Annotated in this window: 22 protein-coding genes and 1 tRNA gene; 11 read left to right on the top strand and 12 right to left on the bottom strand. The window is 68.6% G+C overall.

Translation table 11 applies throughout. The annotated features are described in order from the left end of the window. The first annotated feature begins 35 nt into the window (after positions 1-35). A complete protein-coding gene (locus H0E82_RS04510) occupies positions 36-641 on the top strand; it encodes an NAD(P)H-dependent oxidoreductase (protein ID WP_180544220.1) in 606 nt (201 codons plus the stop codon). A 368-nt stretch (positions 642-1,009) separates the two neighbouring features. On the opposite strand, the gene H0E82_RS17045 is transcribed toward H0E82_RS04510, so the two are convergent. Together H0E82_RS17045 and H0E82_RS04520 are read right to left on the bottom strand one after the other, a co-directional pair. Then, complete coding sequence (locus H0E82_RS17045; RefSeq protein WP_425600312.1) at positions 1,010-1,417, bottom strand: GIY-YIG nuclease family protein; 408 nt, start codon at positions 1,415-1,417, stop codon at positions 1,010-1,012. 10 nt (positions 1,418-1,427) lie between these two features. Next, positions 1,428-1,886, bottom strand: coding sequence for a hypothetical protein (locus tag H0E82_RS04520; protein ID WP_180544224.1), 459 nt, complete (start codon positions 1,884-1,886; stop codon positions 1,428-1,430). A gap of 394 nt (positions 1,887-2,280) precedes the next feature. Here H0E82_RS04520 and H0E82_RS04525 point away from each other — a divergent pair, with 394 nt between their 5' ends. Together H0E82_RS04525 and H0E82_RS16950 are read left to right on the top strand one after the other, a co-directional pair. Beyond that, positions 2,281-3,660, top strand: a complete 1,380-nt coding sequence (locus tag H0E82_RS04525; protein ID WP_180544226.1) for a hypothetical protein — start codon at positions 2,281-2,283, stop codon at positions 3,658-3,660. Positions 3,661-4,104: 444 nt separating this feature from the next. Beyond that, the gene (locus H0E82_RS16950) at positions 4,105-4,236 is read left to right on the top strand and encodes a hypothetical protein (RefSeq protein WP_268889897.1); all 132 of its coding nucleotides are present in this window, start codon (positions 4,105-4,107) and stop codon (positions 4,234-4,236) included. 341 nt (positions 4,237-4,577) lie between these two features. Here the strand turns inward: H0E82_RS16950 and H0E82_RS04530 are convergent. Continuing rightward, positions 4,578-4,654: transfer RNA gene (locus tag H0E82_RS04530), tRNA-Arg, on the bottom strand. Positions 4,655-4,815: 161 nt separating this feature from the next. Further along, positions 4,816-5,982, bottom strand: a complete 1,167-nt coding sequence (locus H0E82_RS04535; protein WP_180544228.1) for a nucleotide sugar dehydrogenase — start codon at positions 5,980-5,982, stop codon at positions 4,816-4,818. Between the two features lie 124 nt (positions 5,983-6,106). On the opposite strand from H0E82_RS04535, the gene ubiA reads away from it, so the two are divergent. Beyond that, positions 6,107-7,027, top strand: coding sequence for a 4-hydroxybenzoate octaprenyltransferase (gene ubiA / locus H0E82_RS04540; protein ID WP_180544230.1), 921 nt, complete (start codon positions 6,107-6,109; stop codon positions 7,025-7,027). An 18-nt stretch (positions 7,028-7,045) separates the two neighbouring features. Here ubiA and H0E82_RS04545 read toward each other — a convergent pair whose 3' ends face one another. Next, a complete protein-coding gene (locus H0E82_RS04545; RefSeq protein WP_180544232.1) occupies positions 7,046-7,777 on the bottom strand; it encodes a ComFC family protein in 732 nt (243 codons plus the stop codon). A 49-nt stretch (positions 7,778-7,826) separates the two neighbouring features. On the opposite strand from H0E82_RS04545, the gene bioB reads away from it, so the two are divergent. Genes bioB through bioC form a run of 6 tightly spaced genes read left to right on the top strand, consistent with a single transcriptional unit; the run spans position 7,827 to position 13,198 of the window. Continuing rightward, positions 7,827-8,891: a biotin synthase BioB gene (gene bioB / locus H0E82_RS04550; RefSeq protein WP_180544234.1), complete on the top strand. Its 1,065-nt coding sequence runs from the start codon at positions 7,827-7,829 to the stop codon at positions 8,889-8,891. Then, positions 8,888-9,250: a hypothetical protein gene (locus H0E82_RS16765; protein WP_235974167.1), complete on the top strand. Its 363-nt coding sequence runs from the start codon at positions 8,888-8,890 to the stop codon at positions 9,248-9,250. The genes bioB and H0E82_RS16765 overlap by 4 nt, the downstream gene beginning before the upstream one ends. After that, entirely contained in the window at positions 9,240-10,451 is a 1,212-nt protein-coding gene (gene bioF, locus H0E82_RS04555) for an 8-amino-7-oxononanoate synthase (protein WP_235974168.1), read from the top strand. The genes H0E82_RS16765 and bioF overlap by 11 nt, the downstream gene beginning before the upstream one ends. Then, positions 10,448-11,452, top strand: a complete 1,005-nt coding sequence (locus tag H0E82_RS04560; protein WP_180544238.1) for a multidrug resistance efflux transporter family protein — start codon at positions 10,448-10,450, stop codon at positions 11,450-11,452. The genes bioF and H0E82_RS04560 overlap by 4 nt, the downstream gene beginning before the upstream one ends. A gap of 34 nt (positions 11,453-11,486) precedes the next feature. Continuing rightward, the gene (gene bioH / locus H0E82_RS04565) at positions 11,487-12,293 is read left to right on the top strand and encodes a pimeloyl-ACP methyl ester esterase BioH (protein WP_180544346.1); all 807 of its coding nucleotides are present in this window, start codon (positions 11,487-11,489) and stop codon (positions 12,291-12,293) included. Beyond that, entirely contained in the window at positions 12,290-13,198 is a 909-nt protein-coding gene (bioC, locus tag H0E82_RS04570; protein ID WP_180544240.1) for a malonyl-ACP O-methyltransferase BioC, read from the top strand. Before bioH ends, bioC begins: the two co-directional genes overlap by 4 nt. A 31-nt stretch (positions 13,199-13,229) precedes the next feature. Here bioC and H0E82_RS04575 read toward each other — a convergent pair whose 3' ends face one another. The 4 genes from H0E82_RS04575 to H0E82_RS04590 all read right to left on the bottom strand — a co-directional run bounded on the left by H0E82_RS04575 (position 13,230) and on the right by H0E82_RS04590 (position 18,728). Further along, positions 13,230-15,263 (bottom strand): TonB-dependent receptor, encoded by a 2,034-nt coding sequence (locus H0E82_RS04575; protein WP_180544242.1) that lies wholly within the window; start codon positions 15,261-15,263, stop codon positions 13,230-13,232. 68 nt (positions 15,264-15,331) lie between these two features. Then, on the bottom strand, positions 15,332-16,585 hold the full coding sequence (locus H0E82_RS04580) for an ABC transporter permease (RefSeq protein ID WP_180544244.1): 1,254 nt from the start codon (positions 16,583-16,585) through the stop codon (positions 15,332-15,334). After that, positions 16,582-18,021 carry a DUF3526 domain-containing protein gene (locus tag H0E82_RS04585; RefSeq protein WP_180544246.1) on the bottom strand — a complete coding sequence of 480 codons (1,440 nt, stop codon included), beginning with the start codon at positions 18,019-18,021 and terminating at the stop codon, positions 16,582-16,584. The genes H0E82_RS04580 and H0E82_RS04585 overlap by 4 nt, the downstream gene beginning before the upstream one ends. Beyond that, the gene (locus H0E82_RS04590; RefSeq protein ID WP_180544248.1) at positions 18,018-18,728 is read right to left on the bottom strand and encodes an ABC transporter ATP-binding protein; all 711 of its coding nucleotides are present in this window, start codon (positions 18,726-18,728) and stop codon (positions 18,018-18,020) included. The genes H0E82_RS04585 and H0E82_RS04590 overlap by 4 nt, the downstream gene beginning before the upstream one ends. A gap of 332 nt (positions 18,729-19,060) precedes the next feature. On the opposite strand from H0E82_RS04590, the gene H0E82_RS04595 reads away from it, so the two are divergent. After that, positions 19,061-19,672, top strand: coding sequence for a hypothetical protein (locus H0E82_RS04595; RefSeq protein WP_180544250.1), 612 nt, complete (start codon positions 19,061-19,063; stop codon positions 19,670-19,672). A 16-nt stretch (positions 19,673-19,688) separates the two neighbouring features. Here the strand turns inward: H0E82_RS04595 and H0E82_RS04600 are convergent, their stop codons facing one another. The 3 genes from H0E82_RS04600 to H0E82_RS04610 are packed head-to-tail and all read right to left on the bottom strand — an operon-like array spanning position 19,689 to position 21,716. Further along, entirely contained in the window at positions 19,689-20,105 is a 417-nt protein-coding gene (locus H0E82_RS04600) for a ketosteroid isomerase-related protein (protein WP_180544252.1), read from the bottom strand. After that, positions 20,102-20,728 (bottom strand): YdcF family protein, encoded by a 627-nt coding sequence (locus H0E82_RS04605; protein WP_180544254.1) that lies wholly within the window; start codon positions 20,726-20,728, stop codon positions 20,102-20,104. Before H0E82_RS04605 ends, H0E82_RS04600 begins: the two co-directional genes overlap by 4 nt. 10 nt (positions 20,729-20,738) lie before the next feature. Continuing rightward, the gene (locus H0E82_RS04610; protein WP_180544256.1) at positions 20,739-21,716 is read right to left on the bottom strand and encodes a pyridoxal-phosphate dependent enzyme; all 978 of its coding nucleotides are present in this window, start codon (positions 21,714-21,716) and stop codon (positions 20,739-20,741) included. Positions 21,717-22,622 lie beyond the last annotated feature (906 nt).

Consider the following 22,622-nt stretch of genomic DNA (forward strand, 5'->3'; position numbering starts at 1 on the left):
ATTACCCGAGCCATCCCCCGATTCTGGAAACCGACATGCATACCCTGATCGTCACGGCGCATCCGAGCCCGGAGTCCTATACGCATGCTGTGGTCACCAGGCTTGTCGCCGGACTCGAGAGCGTTTCGGAAGCTACGTATGAAGTTCTGAACCTCGCGTCGAGCGGATTCGACCCTCGATTCGCTGGCCCTGACCACGATCTGCTCCATGAGCGTGGGTCAGCGCCAGCGGATGTGCTGGAGGAGCAACGACGCGTTGACCGGGCCGATGTTCTTGTACTGGTGTTCCCGGTCTACTGGTGGTCGATGCCAGCGGTGATGAAGGGCTGGATTGACCGGGTGTTCGTTCAAGGCTGGGCCTTCATTGATGACCCAGGCAAGGGAACGAAGCGGCTACTCAAGCGCTTGAAGGGACAAGTCGTCGCGATCGGGGGTGCAGATCGGGCCACCTACGAGCGACGAGGCTATCTCGATGTTCTGAACGCACAGATCATCCAAGGCATCTTCCGCTACTGCGGTATGCAGACCATCGGCTCGGAACTACTGCACCCGATCGGCCGTCCGGAAGCGGAATCGGGGCTACAACGGGCCTTCGAAATCGGCCAACGCGTTGCGTACGGGCGACCGGAACCATCGATCTGACACAACGAAAAAACGAGCGCACGTCACTGAGGATGAGGCTTCCCCGAGAAGATCCAGAAGCGTCGAGCGCAGGGGTTCAAGCGGCCTGCCGCGCGCTTTTCATCTGGGGCGCATCCAAGCGCTGCTACCGGAGGTGCCCCGAGGTGTTCTATTCCTATTGGACCTTGACGCTGGGAAGATCGGAATCTTGGCGGCATCGATCGACCTTAAAGGTGTTCCTCGATAGCGGACCAGGCGGTGTAACTGCGCGACCAGGATGCGTGGCTCGGTCGAGCTACGTCCGCTTCTGGCCGATAGCGGCCATACGGCGATATGATTCACTGCGTTTAGCTGAGCTGTCACGCCAAGGCTTCTGCACGCCCGCCGATCTACACGCCACCACCGGAGTTAGTCGGTAGGCTAGAGCGCTTACCACTTTCAATGACAGAGTGCTTATTGTGGTGTTCGAGGTTTCGGGCTGTGGATATCTCACAGGTGTTGGACCAGAATCCCCCACGAACGCGCGTCCACCCATGATGGCGCATAAGAAAAATGGTGAGTCTATTCTCGATCCTTTCGGCGACTTTCCAGTCCCGAGTCTTAACTGTCTTCGCGCAAATCACTTTCACCGGCGGGTGAAGCCGGGTCCATGCAGAGCCTTTGTTGGTAAAGTGCTGGTAGATTCGCTCGCGGAACTTACAGGACTGGCCGACGTAATAACAGCCATCCTGAAGCTCAAGTACATACACTGTTATCGGCGATTCTCTGAGTGTCGAAAGCTTAGTGCTCATGAGCATCGGAAACGGTTCAAGGCATTTGATGCGGCGGTAGCGCCAAATGCTGTCTATCAGGCGGGAGTAGATCGCTCAGCAGCTTCTGCCATTCCATCTCGCTCTCCGCGCAGCGCCTCTCGATCTCCTCAAGCAACCAAGGGTAGAACTGCAGGAAGCAAGTCCTGCCCAAAGCATGCTCGTCAACCGCAGCAGTGAGAAGGAAACCGAGAGCAATGAACTCGTCATGGGAGCCAGCGATTGGATCGTCACCAACATAGACCGTCCAGAGCTCTTCGCTGTCGCCCTCCAGGCGAGCAAGAACGGCTCCATGTTCATCAACGAGTTCCGCGTTGATGTTCGGCTCGCCTTCTTGTGCAGCCATCCACTTGGCGATGGCTTCTCGGCTCGATCCAGATCGCGCTATGGCCGCATCCCTAATTTTCCGACGCTCTTTGAGCTTCGCTTTTCGCTTCGCGTCCGATTGCTTGCCCATCGCGACTCCAGTCCGAACGTGGTCAATAACATTAACGCGTAGCTGTATTGCCGTCACTGCCATTGTGAGGTAACCAAAGTCTGCGTGCCTTGCTAACAGCTAGATGCAGACCCGAGAGCGATCAGTCCCCGGAGCCTACAAACGAACGAACTTCGACAATAGCAAGCCCTGCTGGGCCCGCATAAGGTGTAGCTCCAGCGAACAGACTTCCACAGCCCGCACTGCGATCGGGCCTGCGTTATGGCCGTCTAGCTGGCGCCGACCATGCCCGCTTTCGGCCAAATCCGAACCTTCAATCCCGAGCGGAAAATCTCTCGAAAGCGAGCGGCAGGCTTGGACTGATCGCAAGTTGAGGCCTAGGCTTCCATTGATTCCCGCCTGAAGGTAGGCAACCTTGAAGCGAACATGGACGAGCCAGTTCGTCTGGTACAACGAAGGACAAGGCATCCTCGAACTCGATCCTCCTCGGGGAGTGCGAGTGGCGTGGACTGCCGCTCAGAGCGTGGCAGGGCACACCTTTATCGCGGTGCGACCGCTTCCAGAGGAGCCTTTGGGCGGCGACCTCGGCATCCTCCTCGAGTTCTTCCGAAAGCCTACGATTGTTGGGATGGACATTTCGGGGCGCGCCGTTCGCGCCACTACGAACGGTCGAACGAACCCGGTCGACGCAGATGACCCTGACGAGGGCTGGATAACACTCCGCGTCCAAGAAATCGAATGCAGTGCTCCTGCCCTCGCGATCGCATCGTTCCGGCTCGCTCTGAGCAACATCAGCCAAGAAACGCCGCCTGACGCGTTGTGGACGGTGGAGGGCATTGGGCTTACCGTCAGCCCTGCGCCGGCATACGAAGAGGTGGTATCAGCGCTCGCTACCCGAGATCGCTTCGGCCATACAGCCTACCTGTCTGTTGCTACGAATGATCGCGTGCACGCCGTTCGTCTAGCAGAGACCACGTGTGCGCTACTCAGCGTCATCTCCGGCTGCCGCGTTTCCTGGCTTCATCTCGAGGGTCTGGACGTTTCCGGAGTCGTTACGCATATGTGGGTTTCCAATGCCATCACCGGGAAATTCCAAAACCTGCCATTGATCGACGAGGCTCGAAGGTGGGACGTCGTTGCAGAACATTGGCAGCGATTCTCGGAATTCTATTCAGCACACCGTCTTCATGCCCGTCGACTGATTGGATTGATCCTCAACGCGACGGCTGACGACGACTTCCTCGAGGTGAGGGGCGCGAAGCTTGCGACCACTATTGATGCGCTGATAACAGTGGTCGTGGGCGATTCTGTTCCGACGGGCTTTGCGACACGAAAAGAAAGAGCGGCGTTTCGCGACGCGGTACAAGTTCACGTGGAAGCGGAGGCTAAAGCGCGCCTTGTTGACGACACAAAAGGCACTACAGGCGACAAGGAGCATCGCATCGCCGAGCTGAAGCAGAAGGTAAACAACTTACTTAATCCAACCTTTCGGCAGCGGATCTCGGAGGCGCATCGTGCACTCCGGTTGGATATGGACGCCGATCAGGTCCGACGATTCGTGAGGTCACGCAATGAACTGGTCCATGAGGCCCGCTTCGTTTGTCAGTGTGATGCTCCGCCAAATGACTGGCCGTACCAGAGTCCTGCCGACGAGTACTTTGCAATGTTGCTTTTTGTCGACCGTCTGCTGCTGCGGACAATCGGGTACCGCGGACCGTTTGTTGATCGATCTGCCCGAGACGGAGCACTGGCGCCCGCAGAACCTCCATTCGAAGTGGATCGCACGCCGACGTAGGAATCCGAGAGTCCGCTTAGGGTCGAAACCGGACCATAGAAGATGCCTGCTGATGGCCGTCAGCAGACGTGACGCGTACGCAACGTAAGCAAGCTGCGCAGAATCCCTACATCAGCTATCGCCATGTTCCGATAAGTTGTTCTCTGCCATCGGCGCAGTCTACCTACGACGTCTTGGCCATCTCACCCGTACGCGGGGGACGGAGACGAGAAACTCCAAGCAAGCGCCGACGTCCAGGCCCCCTCAGTAGGCCCCTGTTTTATGGAGCACGTGTGTGCGTTAGGAACTTCAGCGTGTTCTCACTGGGATACCGTCGCGAGCCTTTGAGCCGTAGCTGCCGGTGGCAGCCAATGTCCGACCTTGTCTCGTCTTCTCGCCATTTTCAGATCTATGCGCGCACCGTTGAGACGCCTCTGACAGGCATCTCACCGAAGGAGCTCAGTGATGGCTATCAAGCCCGGCCCCAAGCCGATTGCGAAGTCCACCGGCAAGCCCGATCAGCGCAGGCGGGATAACAAAGACACGCCCGGAAACACCCCGTCGCTCAAGCCCCACAAACACAAGAAGAGCGACTAGAACTCTCGATTCTTTTCGGGGCGTAGGCGCTCTGTTCCCGACCGTACTCCAAAAGCCGGTGCCGGCGATCGGCCCGGCTTTTGTTTTGGCTCGCGAGGCTTCCCCGTAGCGGTCTTCAACAGGCTGATCCAACCGTACGACTGACCTGCAGCTCGCAGCGCCCACCGTTACCGAAAGGAGAGATGCGGGAGTTCTCCCAACCCTGCAGAGCAAGCAGCGAATCAGCCTAACTCATTGGAAAGAAAGAAATTTTTGGAGCAGAGATCCACAAACCCAGCAGTTATGAGGAGTAGTGCCTCATAAGTGTTTGGCAGGTCACAGCCCTGAGGGTCGCGGGGAAATGGCGCGCCTGGAGGGATTCGAACCCCCGACCAATGGCTTCGGAAGCCACTACTCTATCCGGCTGAGCTACAGGCGCGTGGTGCAGGCCGTGCGCCACGCGGAGGTGGGCAGGCGGCCGCGGATTGTAACGGAAATCCTGCTGGGGGTGCGACGCCACCCAGACGTCTCGTGCACCGCGGCACCGGCGGCGACGGCCTGGACCGGCGGCGGCGAATCCGGATGGACGCCCGCCACGGCTCAGTCCCCGCCGAACAGGTCGCGGGTGTAGACCTTCTCCCGCACGTCGAGGATCTCGGCGCCGAGCCGGTTGGCAAGGATCAGCGAAGCCTCGCGCTTGAACGCGGCGAGGTCGTTGACCACCCGCGAGTGGAAGAACGTCGGCGTCCCGAGCGTGGGCTCGTGCACGATCACCTCGACGCCTTTGGCCTTGATGCGTTTCATCACGCCCTGGATCGCCGACGCGCGGAAGTTGTCCGACCCCGTCTTCATCACCAGACGGTAGATCCCGACCACGCCCGGGGCACGGCGCAGCACGTCCTCGGCGATGAAATCCTTTCGCGTCGTGTTCGCCGCCACGATGGCCTGGATCAGGTTCTGCGGCACGGTGGCGTAGTTGGCCAGGAGCTGGCGGGTGTCCTTGGGCAGGCAATAGCCGCCGTAGCCGAACGAGGGATTGTTGTAGTGGTTGCCGATCCGCGGATCCAGGCCGACGCCTTCGATGATGGGGCGTGGATCGAGCCCGTGCGTGCAGGCGTAGGTGTCGAGCTCGTTGAAATACGCGACCCGCATCGCGAGGTAGGTATTGGCGAAGAGTTTGATCGCCTCGGCCTCGGTGGCGCCGGTCAGCACCACCGGCACGTCGCTGCGCAGCGCGCCTGCCTGCAGGACATCGGCGAACGCCGCCGCGGCGTCGCGCTCGCCGCCGACCACGATGCGGGCGGGGTAGAGATTGTCGTGCAGCGCGCGTCCCTCGCGCAGGAACTCGGGCGAGAAGAGAATCCGCGCGGTGTCGAAGCGTGCGCACTGGGCCGCCGTGAAGCCGACCGGGACGGTCGACTTGATGACGATCGTGGCATCGGGCGCGAGGGCGCGCGCCTGGGCGAGCACCGACGTCACCGAACGCGTATCGAAGGCGTGGGTGCTGGCGTCGTAGTCGGTCGGTGTGGCGACGACCACGCAGTCGGCGCCCGCATAGGCGTCGGCCGTCGACGTGGTCGCCGTGAGCTGGAGCTCCGGTCGCGCCAGATGGGCGTGCATCTCGGGGTCGGCGAGCGGGCACTCGCGCCGGTTGAGCATCGCGACCCGTTCGGCCGCGACGTCGAGGACGGTGACGGCGTGCCGGCCCGCCAGCAGCAGGGCATTCGAAAGTCCGACGTAGCCGGCGCCGACGATGGTGATCCGCATGCACGCCGACCTGGTGGAGTCCGGTCATGCTGGGATCGCTCCATGTCCGGCGTGCGGCAGTGCGCGGATACCGCGATGACACGGCCCCGGGCGCCGCATGTCAGGCTGATATCCTTCCGCGGCGATGCACGACTACGAACGCTATTCGGATCCCATCGTCCCGCCCTGGCGCGCACGGCTGAGGCAGTACTGGACACTCGTCCGCGGCGATCGCCCGATCGGCTGGCTGCTGCTGCTGTGGCCGACCTGGTGGGCCCTGTGGATCGCCGCCGAAGGCGTTCCGCCGTTGTGGACGCTGGTGGTGTTCAGCGCCGGCGTCTGGCTGACCCGGTCGGCCGGCTGCGTCATCAACGATTACGCCGACCGCTGGCTCGATCCGCAGGTCGAGCGCACGCGGGACCGGCCGCTGGCCAGCGGCGCGGTGCGCGGACGCGAGGCCCTGGTGCTGTTCGCGGCGCTGATGCTGGTGGCCTTCGCGCTCGTGTTGACGATGAACACGCTGACCATCGCGATGAGCGTGGTCGGCGTGTTCCTCGCCGCCAGCTACCCCTACCTCAAGCGCTACACCTACCTGCCGCAGGTCTATCTGGGCATCTCGTTCGGCTGGGCCATCCCGATGGCGTTCGCCGCGGTGCAGGGTACGGTGCCGCCGCTGGGCTGGGTGCTGTTCGTGGCCAACATCTTCTGGGCGACGGCCTACGACACCTGGTATGCGATGGTCGACCGCGACGACGACATCCGTGCCGGTTCGAAGTCGACCGCGATCCTGTTCGGCGATCTCGACCTCGTCGCGCAGGGCGTGCTGTACGCGCTGGCCTTCATCGCATTGGCGCTGGCCGGGCGGGAGGCGGCGCTGGGGGCGAACTACTGGCTCGGTCTTGCCGCCGCGTCGTGTCTGGTGGCCTGGCAGTTCGCCATCGCCCGCACGCGTGAGCGCGCTGCCTGCTTCCGGGCATTTCTGCACAACCATTGGGTCGGCATGGCGGTCTTCGCCGGCATCGCCGCGCACTATGCGCTGCCGCCGGCCACCCTCCTGCTGGTCTGACCGGCACGGCCGGCCCGATCAGCGCACGCGTGCGCACACCCACGCGTCGACCCGGGTCACGCCCGCGCGGCGCAGCGCGGTCGCGGCCGCATGCAGCGTGGCGCCGGTGGTCATGACGTCGTCGACCAGGGCCACATGTCCTGGCGCCGGATCGCGGAGGGTCGCCTCGAACGCATTGCGGACATTGCGCCGCCGGGCGTCGGCATCCAGCTCCGACTGGGCGGCCGTCGCACGGCGGCGGCGCAGCAGCCCGTCGTGGACCGGCACGCCGAGGCCCCGGCCGAGCGGCCGCGCCAGTTCCAGGGCCTGGTCGTACCCGCGACGGCGCAGCCTGCCGGGATGCAGCGGCACCGGTACCAGCAGCTGCGGCCGTTCCGCGCTCCTGAACGCATCGGCCATGCAACAGGCGAGCAGGGCGCCGGCGGCCAGATCGTGGTGGAACTTGAAGCGCGGCAGCAGCCGGTCGACCGGAAATCCGTAGAGGAAGGCCGCGTGCACCGCGTGCAGCGTCGGTGGCCGGCGCAGGCAATCGCCGCATACCGTATCCACGCCTGCGGCCAGGGGGATCGCGCAATGGCGGCACGCGGGTGGTGACCACGGCAACGCGGCCAGGCACGCGGGACACAGATCGTGGCCGTCCGCGGCCGGCTCGCGGCAAACGAGGCAGCGGCAGACGAGCAGCCGCCGCAGATGACGGCGCCAGCCGGCGTCAACCGCGGGCCGGGACGTCAGGTTGACAGGGTGGGGCATGCTTTCCAGACTGCCGCTCTTGCTCCGCGCCATCCGTCGGTGAATCGCCATGTCCGCTGTCAGCCCCACCCGCGAGCCCACCGTCCTGCGCCACGACTGGTCGCGCGGCGAGATCGAAGCGCTGTTCGCGCTGCCGCTGACCGACCTGCTGTTCCGCGCGGCCGCCGTGCACCGTCAGCATTTCGATCCGGCCGAGGTGCAGATCAGCACCCTGCTGTCGGTGAAGACCGGCGGCTGCCCGGAGGATTGCAGCTACTGCCCGCAGGCGCAGCGCTATCACACCGGTGTCGAGGCGACGAAGCTGATGGAGACCGAGGCGGTGCTGGAGAAGGCCCGCCAGGCCAAGGCCGCGGGTGCGTCGCGCTTCTGCATGGGCGCGGCCTGGCGCTCGCCGAAGGACCGCGACATTCCGAAGGTCGCGGCGATGATCCGCGAGGTCAAGGCGCTGGGCATGGAGACCTGCGCGACGCTCGGCATGCTCAGCGGCCCGCAGGCGCGCGCGCTCAAGGACGCGGGCCTGGACTACTACAACCACAACATCGACACCGATCCCGAGTACTACGACGCGATCATCCACACGCGCGAGATCCAGGACCGCTTCGACACGCTCGAACACGTGCGCGATGCCGGCCTGAAGACCTGCTGCGGCGGCATCGTGGGCATGGGCGAGACCGGGCGCCAGCGCGCCGGTCTGCTGCGCACGCTGGCGAACCTGCCGGTGCATCCCGATTCGGTGCCGATCAACCGGCTGGTGCAGGTGGAAGGCACGCCGCTGCACGGCACCGAGGCGATCGATCCCTTCGATTTCGTGCGTACGATCGCCGTCGCCCGCATCCTGATGCCGCGGTCGATGGTGCGCCTGTCGGCCGGCCGGCAGGACATGAGCGACGAGCTGCAGGCGATGTGCTTTCTCGCCGGCGCCAACTCCATCTTCTACGGCGAGCAGCTGCTGACCACCGGCAATCCGGACACCGAACGCGACATGGCGCTGTTCCAGCGGCTCGGTCTGCGCCCCATGCAGGTGCACGTGGATGCCGAGCACCACGACCGGCCCGGCACGGTGCATGCGGACATCGTCGAGCTGCCGCAGCATCCACGGAGCTGCGCAGCGTGATGCCCTGGGCCGCCTGGGCCTACGTGGTGCTGCTGGCGCTGGTCGGCCTGAGCGGGTTCGCGCTGATGCTGCGCGCCGGCCAGTCGAAGCCGCTCGCCCTGGCGCGCCTGGCCGCCATGGGTGTTCTGGTGTGGGCGGTGTTCGTCTACGTGCGCGACGGGGACGCCGGGCTCGGCTTCGCGGCGGCACTGTTCGCCGCGGTGGTGGTGCTGTCGCACAAGAGCGTGGCCGATGCCCAGGACGCCCGGCGCATGCAGCTCGGCGCCCCGGGGCGCGTGGGCGTGGCGATCAACGGCCTGGTCGCATTGCCGGCGGTCGCCCTGGGCACGTTGGCGATCTGGTCGCGTCATGGCGCCTGACCGGCCCGACCTGCGCGAGCGTGCGCGGCAGGCCCGCGAGGCCCGGGACGCGGTGCACGGCCGCCGCCGGCGGCGCGTGGTCACGCGCCGCGACGGCATGCGCTGCGAGGTGGACGGGCGCTGGCTGCTCAATGTCTGCGGCAACGACTATCTCGGCCTGTCGCAGCACTTCGCGGTGTCCGGCGCCCTGCAGGACGCGGCTGCCACCGACGGCGTCGGCAGCGGCGGCTCGCACCTGGTCAGTGGTCACCATGCGCGCCATGCCGCGCTCGAGCGCGAGATCGCCGACTGGCTGCAGTTGCCGGCGGCCCTGCTGCTGGGCAGCGGCTTCGCGGCGAACCTGGCGGTGCTGCAGGCCCTGCTCGGCGACGAGGACGTCTGCGTCCAGGACCGCCTCAACCATGCCAGCCTGATCGACGCCGCGCGTCTGGCCGGATGCCGGCTGCGCCGCTATCCGCACGCCGATGCCCAGGGCGCGCTGCGCCAGTTGCGCTCGCTGCCGGGCAGCGCTGCGGTCGTGGCCACCGACGGCGTCTTCAGCATGGACGGGGACGTCGCGCCGCTGCGCGAGCTGGCGGTGGTGGCGCGCGTGCAGCACGCGCTGCTGTACGTGGACGACGCCCACGGCATCGGTGTGCTCGGGCCGGACGGCCGCGGCAGTGTCGCCGAGGCCCGGCTCGACGTCGGCGCCGTGCCGCTCCAGCTGGTGACCCTCGGCAAGGCGCTCGGGGGCTATGGCGCGGTGCTCGCCGGCGACGCCGACCTGGTGGCGCATCTGGCCGAAACCGCCCGCCCCTACCTCTACACCACCGCGCTGCCGCCGGCCCAGGCCGCGGCGTCGCTGGCGGCGGTGCGTCTCGCGCGCCTCGAACACTGGCGGCGCGAACGGCTGATGGCGCTGGTCCAGCGCTTCCGCACGCGTGCGCGTGCGGCCGGCCTCGACCTGATGCCGTCCGAAACCCCGATCCAGCCGCTGCGCTGCGGCGACAACGCCAATGCCCTCGCGTGGTCGGCCGCACTCGAGGCGGCGGGCTTCTGGGTCGCCGCGATCCGTCCCCCGACCGTCCCGGAGGGCCAGGCGCGATTGCGCATCACGCTGAGCGCGGCGCATGCCGATGCCGACGTGGACGCGCTGGTGGATGCGCTGGCGCGGGCCCGGGACACGCTGGGCGCCGAATCCGCCGTCGCGACACCCGCGTGACCCGGCCCGATCCCGACGCCCGCCGCGCGCTGCTCGCGGTCGGGATCGCGCTCGCCTCGGCGCTGTTCTTCACGCTGACCTACGTGCTCAACCGCGCCAGCGCGAGCGGCGGCGGCCACTGGGCGTGGACCGCGTGCCTGCGCTACTTCATCACCCTGCCGCTTCTGCTGCCGCTGATGCCCTGGCAGGGCGGCGCCATGCCGGTGTTGCGCGCGATCGCCGCGCACCCGGGTGCGTGGCTGCGCTGCAGCGCGATCGGCTTTCTGCTGTTCTATTGCATGCTGGCCTACGCGGCGGCGAGCGGGCCGGCGTGGCTGGTGGCGGGCAGTTTCCAGTTCACCGTGATCGCCGGCATGTTGTGCGCGCCGCTGCTGTATCGCGATGCGCGCCGACGCATTCCGCCCCTCGCGCTCGCGGTGGCCGCGGCCATCCTCGCCGGCGTGCTGTTGATGCAGTTCGGCCACGGCGGTCCGGGGCTCGACGCCGCCGGCTGGATCGCGCTGGCCTGCGTGCTGACCGCCGCGGTCGCGTATCCGCTGGGCAACCGGCTGTTGCTGCTGCATCTCGAACGCACGGGCGAAACCCTCAACGCGACCCAGCGCGTGTTCGGCCTCACGCTGGTGAGCCAGCCGCTGTGGCTGCTGGTCGCCGCGTTCGCCTGGCAGCAGGCCGGTGCGCCGTCGATGCCGCAGGTGTGGCTGGCCGCGGGCGTCGCGCTGAGCGCGGGGGTGATCGCGACGATCCTGTTCTTCCAGGCGACGGGCATGGTGCGCGACAACCCGGTGGCGCTGGGCGCCGCGGAGGCCATGCAGGCGGCCGAACTGCTGTTTGCCGCGCTGCTGGGCGCGCTGTTCCTGCACGAGGCCTGGCCCCAGGGGCGTGCCCTGCTCGGCGCCGGCATCGTGACGGCCGGCATCGTCGCATTCGCCGCGCTGGTCGCGCGGCCTGCCGCCGGCAGCCCCCGCCGGACCCGCGCCCTGCGCAGCGACAAGGGCGGTTGAGGCCGCGACGACAATGACCGAGACACCGAACGCTCTGCACATCGACATCGTCGGCGATGGCCCGCCGCTGGTGTTGCTGCACGGCTGGGCCATGCACGGCGGCGTGTTCGCGCCGCTGCGTGAGCGCATGCGGCGCACGCACACGCTGTACATCGTGGATCTGCCCGGCCATGGCCACAGCCGTGACAGCGCCGTGCCGCTGGCGCTCGAGCCGGTGGTCGACGCGCTCGCGCGGGTCGTGCCACCGGCGCCGTGGCTGGGCTGGTCGCTGGGTGGTCTGTTCGCGCTGCACGCGGCCGCCACCCGCCCCGACATCGCGACGTCGCTGGTGATGGTGTGCGCCAACCCGCGCTTCGTCAGCGCGCGGGACTGGCCGCACGGCATGGCACCCCAGGTGTTCCGCGATTTCGCCAGCGGCCTGCGCAGCGACTATCGCGGCACGCTGGATCGCTTCATCGCGCTCGAGGCGTTCGGCTCGGACGACGCGCGCGGCGAACTGCGCACGCTGCGCGCCGAGGTGTTCGCACGCGGCGAGCCGGCCACGCGCGTGCTGGTCGACGGCCTGGGCCTGCTCGAATCGGTCGACCTGCGGCGCGCGCTGCCGGACCTGCAGGTGCCGAGCCTGTGGCTTGCCGGCCGGCGCGATCGCCTGGTCGATCCACGCGCGATGCACGACGCCGCCGGGCGCGCACCGACCGGCACGGCCATTACCCTCGACCACGCCGGGCACGCGCCGTTCCTCACCCATGCCGACGCGGTGGTCGAGCGGCTGCATGCCTTTCTTCCGGATGCGACGGCCGCCGTCGCCGACGGACCCGATGTCCGCTCCCTGCCCAAATGACCCGAATCTTCGACGCTGCCCACGTCCGCCGCGCGTTCTCGCGGGCGTCGGCCACCTATACCGCCGCCGCCGCGCTGCAGCGCGACATCGAGGCCCAGCTGCTGGAATCGCTGGACTATCTGGACGATCGTGTGCCGGACGTCGTGCTCGATGTCGGCAGCGGGCCGGCGCATGCGGCGCTGGCGATGCGCGCGCGCTGGCCCAAGGCGCGCATCGTCGCGCTGGATCTGGCGCTGCCGATGCTGCGCCAGGCCCCGGTCGGCGCAGGCGGCATGCTGGCGAAGCTCGGCCTGCAGCCGCGTCCGGTGGACCGGGTGTGCGCCGATCTGCGCGCGCTGCCGCTGGCCGACAACAGCGTCGACGTGCTGGTCTCCAACCTGTGCCTGCAGTGGGTGGACGATCTGTCCGCCGCCTTCGCGGGTTTCCGCCGGGTGCTCAAGCCGCACGGCCTGCTGCTGGTGTCCACCTTCGGTCCGCAGAGCCTGATCGAACTGCGCGACGCCTTCGGCCACGCCGACGACACCCCGCACGTGAGCCCGTTCGTGTCGATCGGCGAGTTCGGCGATGCGCTGATGCGGGCCGGCTTCCGCAATCCGGTGCTCGATCGCGACGTCACCGTGCACTGGCATGCCGACATGGCGTCGCTGATGCGCGAGCAGCGCGCGATCGGTGCGACCAACGCCTTGGCCACGCGGCGCCGCTCGATGACCGGCCGCGCGCGCTTCGCCGCCGCCGCCGCCCACTACGAACAGTTCCGCACGCCGCAGGGCCTGCCGGCGAGCTGGGAATGGATCACCGCGATGGCGTGGTCCCCGGCCCACGGTGCGCCGATCCGCGACGGCGGCGAGGAGCTGGCGCGCTTCGACGCGGCCGCGATTCCGGTGCGCAGGCGCGGCAGCGCCTGAGCCTCGAACGCCGCCGCGCCGCACGCACCGCTCAGAGCGTGACGTGCAGCGACAGGAACGCCGTGCGTCCGGCCGAGGGTGAGAACATCGGTTGGGTGGTCTCCTGGAAGAAGCTGTCGTACCAGGCGTAGACGTACTCGCGCCCGGTGACGTTGCGCAGCTGCACGTCGACGCGCATGCGCGGATTGATGCGGTACTGCGCGCTGAGATCGACGACGGCGAAGCCGCCGAACTTGTCGGTGATGTTCTGCTCTTCGAGGTAGTAGTCGCCCTGGGCCCGGCCCTGAAGGCCGAACCGGAGGGCGTCGCTGGCCTGGTAGTCGATGCCGACGTTGCTGATGTAGCGCGGCGTGGCGGCGACTTCGTTGGCCTCGATCGACACGCCCGGCGCGCGACCGTCGCGCTGGATCTTCGCCTCCTGGTAGGCGTGCGAGGCCCAGACCGTCCATGCATCGCCGAGGCGCGCATCGATCTGCGCGTCCACGCCGCGGCGCCGGGTCTTGCCCAGCACCACCGTGGTGCCGGTGGCGGGCATGTTGGACACCTCGTTCTCCGCGTCCTGCTGCCACACCGCCAGACGGGCCTGGCTGCCGGCGAAGGGACTGAAGCGGATGCCGGCTTCCACGCCGGTGTTGGTCGAGGGCCGCAGCGCCGCCTGGCCCGGCGTCAGATAGGCCGGTGCGGTGGAGCCGGTGAGCACCTGAAACGTGCGTCCCCAGTTCGCATAGACGTTGGTGTCACTGGTCAGCGCGCGCACCACGCTCAGCTTGGGCTGGCCGATGGTGCCGTAGTCCTGCAGCGGCCCGCGGATGCCTCCGGGCAAAGCGGTGGCGCCGTAGAAGCGATCCACCCGGTAGGCCGGCACGATCTTCAGCGATTCGACCGGCTGCCAGATCGCCTGTACGTAGGCACCGGTGTTGTCGAAGCTGTGCACGTCGTCGTTCTGCACGCGCGCGGGCACGGCGTCGAAGTCGGTGGGCACGCTGTAGTTGAAGCGCTCGCGCAGGTAGGCGTTGGTCTGCTGCTCGTGATTGGCGCCCGCTTCGAGCGTCAGTGCGTCGCTGGCCGTCCAGGTCAACGTGGCCATCAGGCCGGTCTGTTTTTCGTCCCAGACCCGGCGCTGGCGCGGCGCATTGCCGGTGGGCACGCCGCTGAAGGTGATGCGGCGGTCGTCCTGGTAGCGGTTGTGATAGAGCTTGGTGCCCAGCATCAGATCGTCGCCCAGCGCCAGGTCCATGTGCACGGCGAACTGGCGCATGTCGCGGTCGTCGCCGTCGTTGGCGTTGCGCGGGTTGGAACCGCGCCGCATCGTGGCGAGCTCGTCGGCGGTCAGGAAACCCGGCTCGTCGGCCTTGTGGTGATAGACGCGTGCGGTCAGGCCGATGCGCATGCCGTCCTCGAGATGGCCGTAGAACCACTTGCCACCCAGCGAATACTTTTCCGAGGTGTCGTGGTCGCGGTAGCCGTCCGAGGTCTGCACGCCGACGAACCCGTTCTGCTGGAACTCGCCGTGCTCGCGGCCGAGCGCGATCTGCGCCATGCGGGTGTCGAAACTTCCGTAGGTGAGCCGCGCGTCGGTGTAGTCACCGCCCTGGCGGGTGCCGAAGTTGATGTTGCCGCCGATGTTGTGCAGGCCGTAGCGCGGATCGTTGGTGCCGCGCACGACTTCGATGTAGTCGATCTCCAGCGGAAACAGCATGTCGATGAAGCGCTGGTTGCCGCTGTTGACGTTGCTCGGAATGCCGTCGATCAGGGTCTTGATCGCATTGAGATACCCCTCGCCATTGAACGCGCGGAAGCTCACCTTGCCCGACTCGGCGCCCTGACGGGTTTCGGTGAGCTGGATGCCGGGCATCTGGCCGAGCAGCTCCCAGCTCTGGGAGACGGTCTTGTCCTCGATCCGCTCGGCGCCGAGCACGTCGACCGACGTCAGCACCTCGTTCGCGGTGAGTTGGCCGCGGGTCTGGTGCACGTGCACCGTGCCCATCGTGGTGTTGGCCGACTGCGCGTGGGCGGCGACGGGCAGCGCGGCGAGCAGGGCGAGGCTGAGGGTGTGCAGTTTCATGCGGGCGACCGGGCAGGCGCCGGCACGACGCCGGCGTGGGTGGAGAAAGGGTGGGTGGAGCGGTTCGATCAGTGCGGCGCGAAGGCCGGCGCGTCCGCGAAGTCGTCCTTTCGGAACGGCACGTCGTTGAACATGTACGGGTAATAGAACTGGCGCAGCTGGGCATGGAACGCGCGGATGCGGTCCTGGTAGGCCAGGTGCGCCTGCATGTCGGTGTCGGCCATGCGCGTGAGCGCGGCCTGCATGCCCACCGGCGGCAACACCCAGCCTAGACGCGACGCGGCCGCCGAGCGTCGCTCGATGCCGTCGCGGTAGGCCGCCGCCATCGGCGCGACCGCATCGTCGCCGTTCTGGTGGAAGGCGAAATACCACTTCCAGTGGAACGCGGTGCCCAGCGGTGCGGAATCGCGCCACTCGGGATAGCGCGCGTAGAAGCGCTGCATGGTGTCCTGGCGCGGGATGTCCCAGGCCCGGTTGACCGCCTCGCGTTGCGCGCGCGCGATCGCCGCGCCCTGGTCGACCGGGATCGCGCGTTCGATGCCCACGTGTGCCAGCGCGGGCAGCACCAGGGCGATCGCCACCCACAGCGTGGCCAACGTCGCCGCATTGGTCGCGCTGCTCCAGCCGCGGTGCGCCACGGCCCAGGACAGCGCGATCCAGAACACCAGATAGGCCGTGGCGAGGCCGAGCACGGCGGCGATCTGCAGCGCCGGCACGCCCTGCCACACCGCGACCAGCACGAACGGCGCGCCGACGCAGGCCAGCAGCGCGACCGCGCGCACCGTGGCCCGGAGCAGGTACAACCGGCCCATCCGCAGCGGCAGGCTGCGCAACATGCGCTCGCGTCCGGATTCGGCTTCGCCCGAGCGCAGATCGTGGAACAGCACCAGGACGAACACCGGCAACAGGAAGGTCAGCAGGAACGCGAAATCGAAGCGACCGGCCAGTGCGAGTTCGGGGTTGAACACGTCGCCGTCGTGGATCTGCGCCTCCAGCCCGAGCGCCCGCACGCGCAGCACGAACGGCGCGACATCACGCATGCCCACGGCGGCGAAGGCCAGCGCCGACGGCGGATTCCAGGTGGGATGGAAGGTGTAGTAGGCCGCGCTGCCTGCCTCGGTGCCGTCGCCGTGCGCGGCGACGACCGCGGCGAGATCGGTCGCCTGCAACGCCGGAATGCGCTCGATCGCCGCGCGCTGGCTGTCGATGCGCTGCACGCCCGATGCGAGGCTCGCCGCGGCCAGCACCACCAGCAGTGCCAGCCCGGCCACGGCGATCCGCGAGCGCAGCAGCAACCGCCATTCGTAATGCCACGTGCTCATCGTGCCACCCCCAGTCGCCGCGCCACCCGGCCGAGCAGCAGCAGCGCCAGCAGGCACCAGCCCGCCAACACCAGGAGCCCGGGCGCCATCGCGCGCAGCAGCGTGCCGGCGCTCTGCGGCTGGAAGTCGAAACGCGGAATCGCCCGCCAGTGGCTGGCATCCACGCGCTTGCGCCGGTCGGCGTCCGCGTCCTGCGCCGTGTCGTCGGCGAAGGACACGCCGTCGGCCTGCAGCTGGTTGAGCTGCTGCACCATGGCGTAACGGAAGGCCTCGGCCTGGTCGAGAAACCCCAGATGCGCCGAAAGATCGGTCGCCGCGGCGGCCATCGATGCCTGGCGCAGCGCGATCGACGGGCTCAGCAGCGAGAACCCGCCCACCAGCGTGTTCTGGCGATGCTGGATCTGCGCACTGTGCGCCGCGTAGCGTTCGAACAGGCTCGAGGTGAGGCGCTCGCCTTCCACCGCCATCAGGCCGCGGTAGTTCACCGGCAGATCCTCGATGCGGGTCACGCCGTACTGGTCGAGCACGCGTTGGCGGAAGCTGTTGAAGTAGGGGTCGTCCGGATTGTGGCTGTCACCCATCGCGCGCAGATCGCGGCCGATGCCGACATCGGTCTGCAGACGATCGGGCAACGGCAGTGCGGCGTAGGCGACATCCGGCGCGACGCGCGGCACCAGCAGCGCCGACAGCGCCCAGACCGCCACCAGGGCCAGCAACGCATCGCGGCGGCGCGCGAGCAGCGCCGAGACCGCCGCGATCACCGCGCACCACAGCAGCAGGTAGAGCGCATAGGCCGACGCCAGCGCAGCCGCCACCGCGACCGACGCGCCGGGCGCGGCCGCCATCACCGCCAGCCCGGCCAGCGCGGGCAGCATGAAGACCGCCGCGACCGCACACAGCGCCGCCAGCTTGCCGCCGACGATGGCGCGCGTGGACGCGCCCTGCAGCATCAGCTGGCGCAACGTGCCGCGTTCGCGCTCCTGGGCGAGCAGCCCGTGACCGAGCACCACCAGCACAAGCGGCGCGAGGATCTGCAGCACGAACGCCGGCGTGAGCTGGCCGAACCGGGTGAGGATCGAGCTCTGCATCACGTCGCCGAAGTTGGCGGTGTTCTGCCGGTGGCCTTCGAGGAACATGCTGCTGCCGGTGAACGGGTCGACGCCGGCATCGAACGCGGCCAGCGCCGACGGCAGGCGGTAGACGAAATGCCCGTAGTGCACCACGCGGTGCGGGTGGCGATCGGGCTGGGCGTCGAACGCCTCCTGCGCCGCGAGCTGCTGGCGCGCGCGGTGGTCGGCCGCCGACTGCATGTGGTGCAGCGACACCACGGTGGCGACGAGACCGAGCATCGCCAGCAGCACGATGCCGGCCAGCGCGGTGCGGTTGCGCAGCATCGCGCGCAACTCGTTGCGCATCACCGAAACGAATGCGCTCATGCCGCGCGCGCCCGTCCGGAGAAGTGCGCGTGCAGCGCGGCCAGGTCGAAGGCCTCGCGCTCGGCCTCGTGCACGATGCGGCCGTGTTCGAGGACGCCGATGCGGTCGGCGACCTCGACCGCGCCCAGCAGGTCGTGGGTGACCATCAGCACCGCGGCGCCGCGCGCGCGCACCGAGTCGAGCAGCGTGTGGAAATCCGCGCTCGCGCCCGGGTCGAGGCCGGACGTGGGTTCGTCGAGCAGCAGCAGCGGCACCTCGCGCATCAACGCGATCGCGATCGCGACCTTCTGGCGCATGCCCTTGGAAAAGCCCGCCAGGCGCTGGCGCCAGGCCGATTCCTGCAGGCCGGCGGCGCGCAGGGCCTCGGTGATCGCCGCACTCGTGTGCCGGCGGCCGGCGAGCGACAGCAGGTAGTCGACGTTTTCCACCGCCGACAGATGCTCGTAGAGCGCGACGTTCTCGGGCAGATAGGCAAGCTGCGCGCGGGCCCGGTCGGGCGCCTCCCAGGGCGTGACGCCGGCCACCCGGACGGTGCCCGCATCGGGCCTGAGGAAGCCGAGCAGCACCGACAACGTCGTCGACTTGCCGGCGCCGTTGCCGCCGAGCAGCGCATACAGTCGGCCCGGCTCGACGCGCAGATGCAGATCGGAGAGCACCGGTTTCCCGGCGAAGGACACCGAGAGTGCCTGGATGTCGACGACGGGCATGGAAGGCGTCAAAGCACGGCCCCGCAGTAAAAATTGGGGCCGCACGATAGCATGTAATAACATTACATCCGCGCCCGTTTCGGCACGACGTTCTCGCGACCGGGCGGCGCAGACGCAGCGTGACCGCGTGGACAGGAGCGCTGCAGGCTTCCGGCGTGCTGCCGCGCATCCGCCGCGGGTCCCGGCGCGCCTCGCGGGTCCCGACGCAGCCGGCGTCACCAGCCCCGTGCCCGTGGCGACCGGTCGCCGCCTGCGCCGCGAGGAACCGAAAGTTCAGCGCCGCCGCCCTAGACTCCGGGCGAGTCGCCGATTTCCGGCTGCAGGACACTCCGATGCGTCGATGTCTCTCCCTGACCGTTCTCGGCCTTGCCCTGGCCTGCCCCGGCGTGTCCGCCGCGCAGCAGTACGAAATCGACCTGTCCCGAATCGATCCGGCCGCGGTCATGGCCACCGGGAGTGACGTGCTGCGCCGTGCCTCCACGCCCGCGATCGATTCGCTGTTCCAGGCCGTACTGCACGCCTCCCGCCAGCCTGCCGAAGCACGCGCGCTGTGCGCGTTGTTCGAGCCCGACGCGCCGCGGGACCTCGCGGCGTTCCAGCGTGCCGTCGACCGGCTCGGCCCGGACAGCCGCAACCGCTTCGCCAACGCGTTCACCAACGTCGCCCTCAGTGGGCTGCAGGGCACGCCGCAGCCGTTCGATGCAGCCGCCGCGCAGCAGGTACTGCGGTCCGCGGCGGTGACCGCGACCTTGCTGCACGACGGCTTCATGCTCGGCATGACCGCCACGGGTACCGACGAGACCAGCCGTCAGGCGCGCTGCCGGTCGTTCCGGCAGATGGTCGACGTGCTGAAGGACCAGCCGCAGCCGCAGCGGGTGCTGGCGACCCGCTGGCTGCTCGACGAAGGCCTGACCCTGGTGGCGGACGGCCAGTCCGCGGGTTGAGCCCGCCGCCTCCGGATCAGCGCACCTGCGCGATCCAGTCGTCGAGGTTGTAGTGGTTGCTCACGCGCGCGATGCGGCCGTCGCGGATCTCGAAGAACGCGCCGCCGGGCAGGACGTAGCGCTGCCCGCGCGCCGGCGGCAGGCCGGCATCGTCCGCCAGATACGTCCCGCGCACGACGTACTCGGCCGCGGCGCGCCGGCCGTCCTCGCTCGCCATCACCACGATGTCGTCCAGCCGCTCGCGGTAACGCGCGTCCATGCGCTGCATGAAGGCGGCGAAGGCCTCGCGTCCGGTCTCGCGCGGGCCCTGGTTGGGATCGTGGGCGACGTCGTCCTCCAGCAGCTCGAGCATCGCGACGCGATCGCCCGCGTTGAAGGCGGCGTAATAGCGCTCGACGAGGCGGCATGCGGCGGCCTGGAATGAACCGGTCATCGGGCGAGTGCTCCGTGGAGTGCGTCCAGCAGGTCGCGATGGAAGAAATACACCTCGCGCAGCAGGAACTCGCGCTGGGTGCGGAAGGTGCGGAACCGGGTCGACGGCGTCGGCGACCCGACCGCGTCGATACCGAGCCGGCGCGCAGCGCGCAGTGCGCGCGACATGTGCAGCGGATCGCTCACGATGATCACCCGGTGCAGGCCGTGGTCCTGCATCAGCTGGCGGGTCTCGAGCAGGTTTTCGAGCGTGGTCCGCGAGCGCGACTCGATCAGGATCGCCGCCTCCGGCACGTCCTGGCGCAAGGCGTACCGCCGCGCGACCTGGGACTCCGAAAAGCGCGCCTTCGCGCCGCCGTAGCCGCCGGTGAAGATCAGCGTGGGGGCGTGGCCTGCGCGGTACAGATCCACACCGTGCTCGATCCGGGCCTCGAACACCGGCGACGGTACGGCGTCGTAGGCGGCGGCGCCCAGCACGACGATCGCATCGGCCGGTCCGGCCTCGTCGCGGCTCCCCACGTGCACGATCCACGCGGCCACGCCCGCCAGCCACAGCGCAACGAGCAGCAACGCGCGCAGGCAGATGCGCAGCAGCGTGCGTATGGGGCGACGGCGACGACTCACGGCGCGACGCTCAATGCAGCCACGCGAGGCGGTCCGGATCGACGTTGCCGCCGCTCAGCACGATGCCCACCCGTCGTCCCGCGAACCGCGCCGGCGCGCCCAGCACGGCGGCCAGTGCGATCGCCGACGACGGTTCGACCAACTGCTTGGTGCGCGTGGCCAGCATCCGTTGCGCGGCGACGGTGTCGGCGTCGTCCACCGGAATGACCTCCACCGGCGCGGCGCCGTCACCGCTGCGATGCGCCCCGAGGATCGCGAAGTTCGGAGAGCCGAGCAGCCCGCGCAGGCCATCGCAGACTGTCTCGGGGACCAGCGTCTCGACGCGCCGGCCCGCGCGCAGCGAACGCAGGGCATCGTCCGCACCGCGCGGCTCCGCGAGGACCAGCCGGGTGTGTGCGGCGCGTACCTGCAGCGCCAGCGCGCTGCCCGCCGCCAGACCGCCGCCGCCCACCGGTACCACCAGGTCGTCGAGCGCGCCGGCCGCCTGCAGCAGTTCCAGCGCGGCCGTGCCCTGCCCGGCGATCACACGTGCATCCGCATAGGGGTGCACCATCGTGGCACCGGTCATCTGCCGGACCTGTTCGCAGGTGGCCTCGCGCGAGCCCAGGGTCGCGTCGCAGCGATGCAGCACCGCGCCGTAGCGGGCGATAGCCGCCAGCTTGGTCGCGACCGCGCCCGCCGGTACCACCACGTGGCACGCGATCCCGCGCGAACGCGCGGCCAGTGCCAGCGCAGCGCCATGATTGCCGGAGGAGTGGGTCACCACGCCGCGCCCGGCCTGGGCCGCCTCCAGGGCCCACACCGCATTGCAGGCGCCGCGGAACTTGAACGCACCTGCGCGCTGAAGATGCTCGGCCTTGAACCGCAGCGTGCAGCCGGCCGCATCGTCGATCGAGCCGGCCTGCAGGACCGGGGTCACATCGGCGTGCGGAGCGATACGCGCGCTGGCCGCGAGCACGTCGTCGGGCTGGGGGAGAACATCGGACATCGGACAAGCGTAACGGAGCCATTCCCGGGAATCACGACCACCGCTCGGGAACGCTACCGGGCTGCGGTTCATTAACACCGGTCCGCTTAAGGGCGGATTCAATGCCCCGGGGCGAAGCTGGTCCTCCGATCGGAACGGTGACCGCCATGATCCGCAAGGCCTTGATGCTGTTCGCCTGCGTGACGTTGTCAGGCTGCGCGACTTATGGCTACCGCGCCGCAAGCGGTGGCGACTATTACCACGGCTCGCCGGGGACCGTGTACCGGAGCTACGGCGCGCCCTACGGCAGCGTCGGTTACAGCCGGTATGGAGGCTGGTACGGAGGTGCAGGGTATGGCGCGCCGTACTACGGTTACGGCACCTGGAACCGCTATCCCTACGGCTATGTCCGCCCGCCCACGGTCATCGTGCAGCCGGTTCCGGTGTACTCCGGCCGGCCCGGGTACCGGCCGCCGCAGCGGCCACCCCAGGGACATGCGCGGCCGGATCGCCCGGGCGGCGGATGGCATGGTCGACCCGACCGACCCGACCGACCCGACAGCGGCCGCCCCGGTCGCCCCGGCGGCAACTGGGATGGCCGCCCCCGTGGCGATCGGCCTGATCGTGGGCCCGGTGCCGGCCGTCCGGACCGCCCCGAAGGTGGCTGGCAGCGCCCGCCGCGTGCCGACGGCGACTCGCGCCCGGGCCGGCCGGAGGGCACGCGGCCGGTACGTCTCGAGGGTGCCGGCCCGGTGCGCGTGGAAGGCACCTCACGCCCGGCGCGGTCACAGGCTGACGTTGTGCGTCCGGCCTCCCGCGGTGAAGGCCGGCCGGTGCCCGGTCGGGAAATGCGGCAATCGGTCACACGTCGCGAAGCTCAGCCGTAATAAGGCTTGCGCCGGCGTGGAAGGCGGGCCAAGCTGGCGA

It is taken from the genome of Luteimonas deserti (assembly GCF_013425765.1).
GTDB classification, from domain to species: domain Bacteria; phylum Pseudomonadota; class Gammaproteobacteria; order Xanthomonadales; family Xanthomonadaceae; genus Luteimonas; species Luteimonas deserti.

Coding starts and splice junctions, on each gene's coding strand:
- H0E82_RS04510 (WP_180544220.1), top strand. CDS start 36: ATGCATACCCTGATCGTCACGGCGCATCCGAGCCCGGAGTCCTATACG.
- H0E82_RS17045 (WP_425600312.1), bottom strand. CDS start 1,417: ATGCTCATGAGCACTAAGCTTTCGACACTCAGAGAATCGCCGATAACA.
- H0E82_RS04520 (WP_180544224.1), bottom strand. CDS start 1,886: ATGGGCAAGCAATCGGACGCGAAGCGAAAAGCGAAGCTCAAAGAGCGT.
- H0E82_RS16950 (WP_268889897.1), top strand. CDS start 4,105: ATGGCTATCAAGCCCGGCCCCAAGCCGATTGCGAAGTCCACCGGCAAG.
- H0E82_RS04535 (WP_180544228.1), bottom strand. CDS start 5,982: ATGCGGATCACCATCGTCGGCGCCGGCTACGTCGGACTTTCGAATGCC.
- ubiA (WP_180544230.1), top strand. CDS start 6,107: ATGCACGACTACGAACGCTATTCGGATCCCATCGTCCCGCCCTGGCGC.
- H0E82_RS04545 (WP_180544232.1), bottom strand. CDS start 7,777: ATGCCCCACCCTGTCAACCTGACGTCCCGGCCCGCGGTTGACGCCGGC.
- bioB (WP_180544234.1), top strand. CDS start 7,827: ATGTCCGCTGTCAGCCCCACCCGCGAGCCCACCGTCCTGCGCCACGAC.
- bioF (WP_235974168.1), top strand. CDS start 9,240: ATGGCGCCTGACCGGCCCGACCTGCGCGAGCGTGCGCGGCAGGCCCGC.
- bioC (WP_180544240.1), top strand. CDS start 12,290: ATGACCCGAATCTTCGACGCTGCCCACGTCCGCCGCGCGTTCTCGCGG.
- H0E82_RS04575 (WP_180544242.1), bottom strand. CDS start 15,263: ATGAAACTGCACACCCTCAGCCTCGCCCTGCTCGCCGCGCTGCCCGTC.
- H0E82_RS04580 (WP_180544244.1), bottom strand. CDS start 16,585: ATGAGCACGTGGCATTACGAATGGCGGTTGCTGCTGCGCTCGCGGATC.
- H0E82_RS04585 (WP_180544246.1), bottom strand. CDS start 18,021: ATGAGCGCATTCGTTTCGGTGATGCGCAACGAGTTGCGCGCGATGCTG.
- H0E82_RS04590 (WP_180544248.1), bottom strand. CDS start 18,728: ATGCCCGTCGTCGACATCCAGGCACTCTCGGTGTCCTTCGCCGGGAAA.
- H0E82_RS04595 (WP_180544250.1), top strand. CDS start 19,061: ATGCGTCGATGTCTCTCCCTGACCGTTCTCGGCCTTGCCCTGGCCTGC.
- H0E82_RS04600 (WP_180544252.1), bottom strand. CDS start 20,105: ATGACCGGTTCATTCCAGGCCGCCGCATGCCGCCTCGTCGAGCGCTAT.
- H0E82_RS04610 (WP_180544256.1), bottom strand. CDS start 21,716: ATGTCCGATGTTCTCCCCCAGCCCGACGACGTGCTCGCGGCCAGCGCG.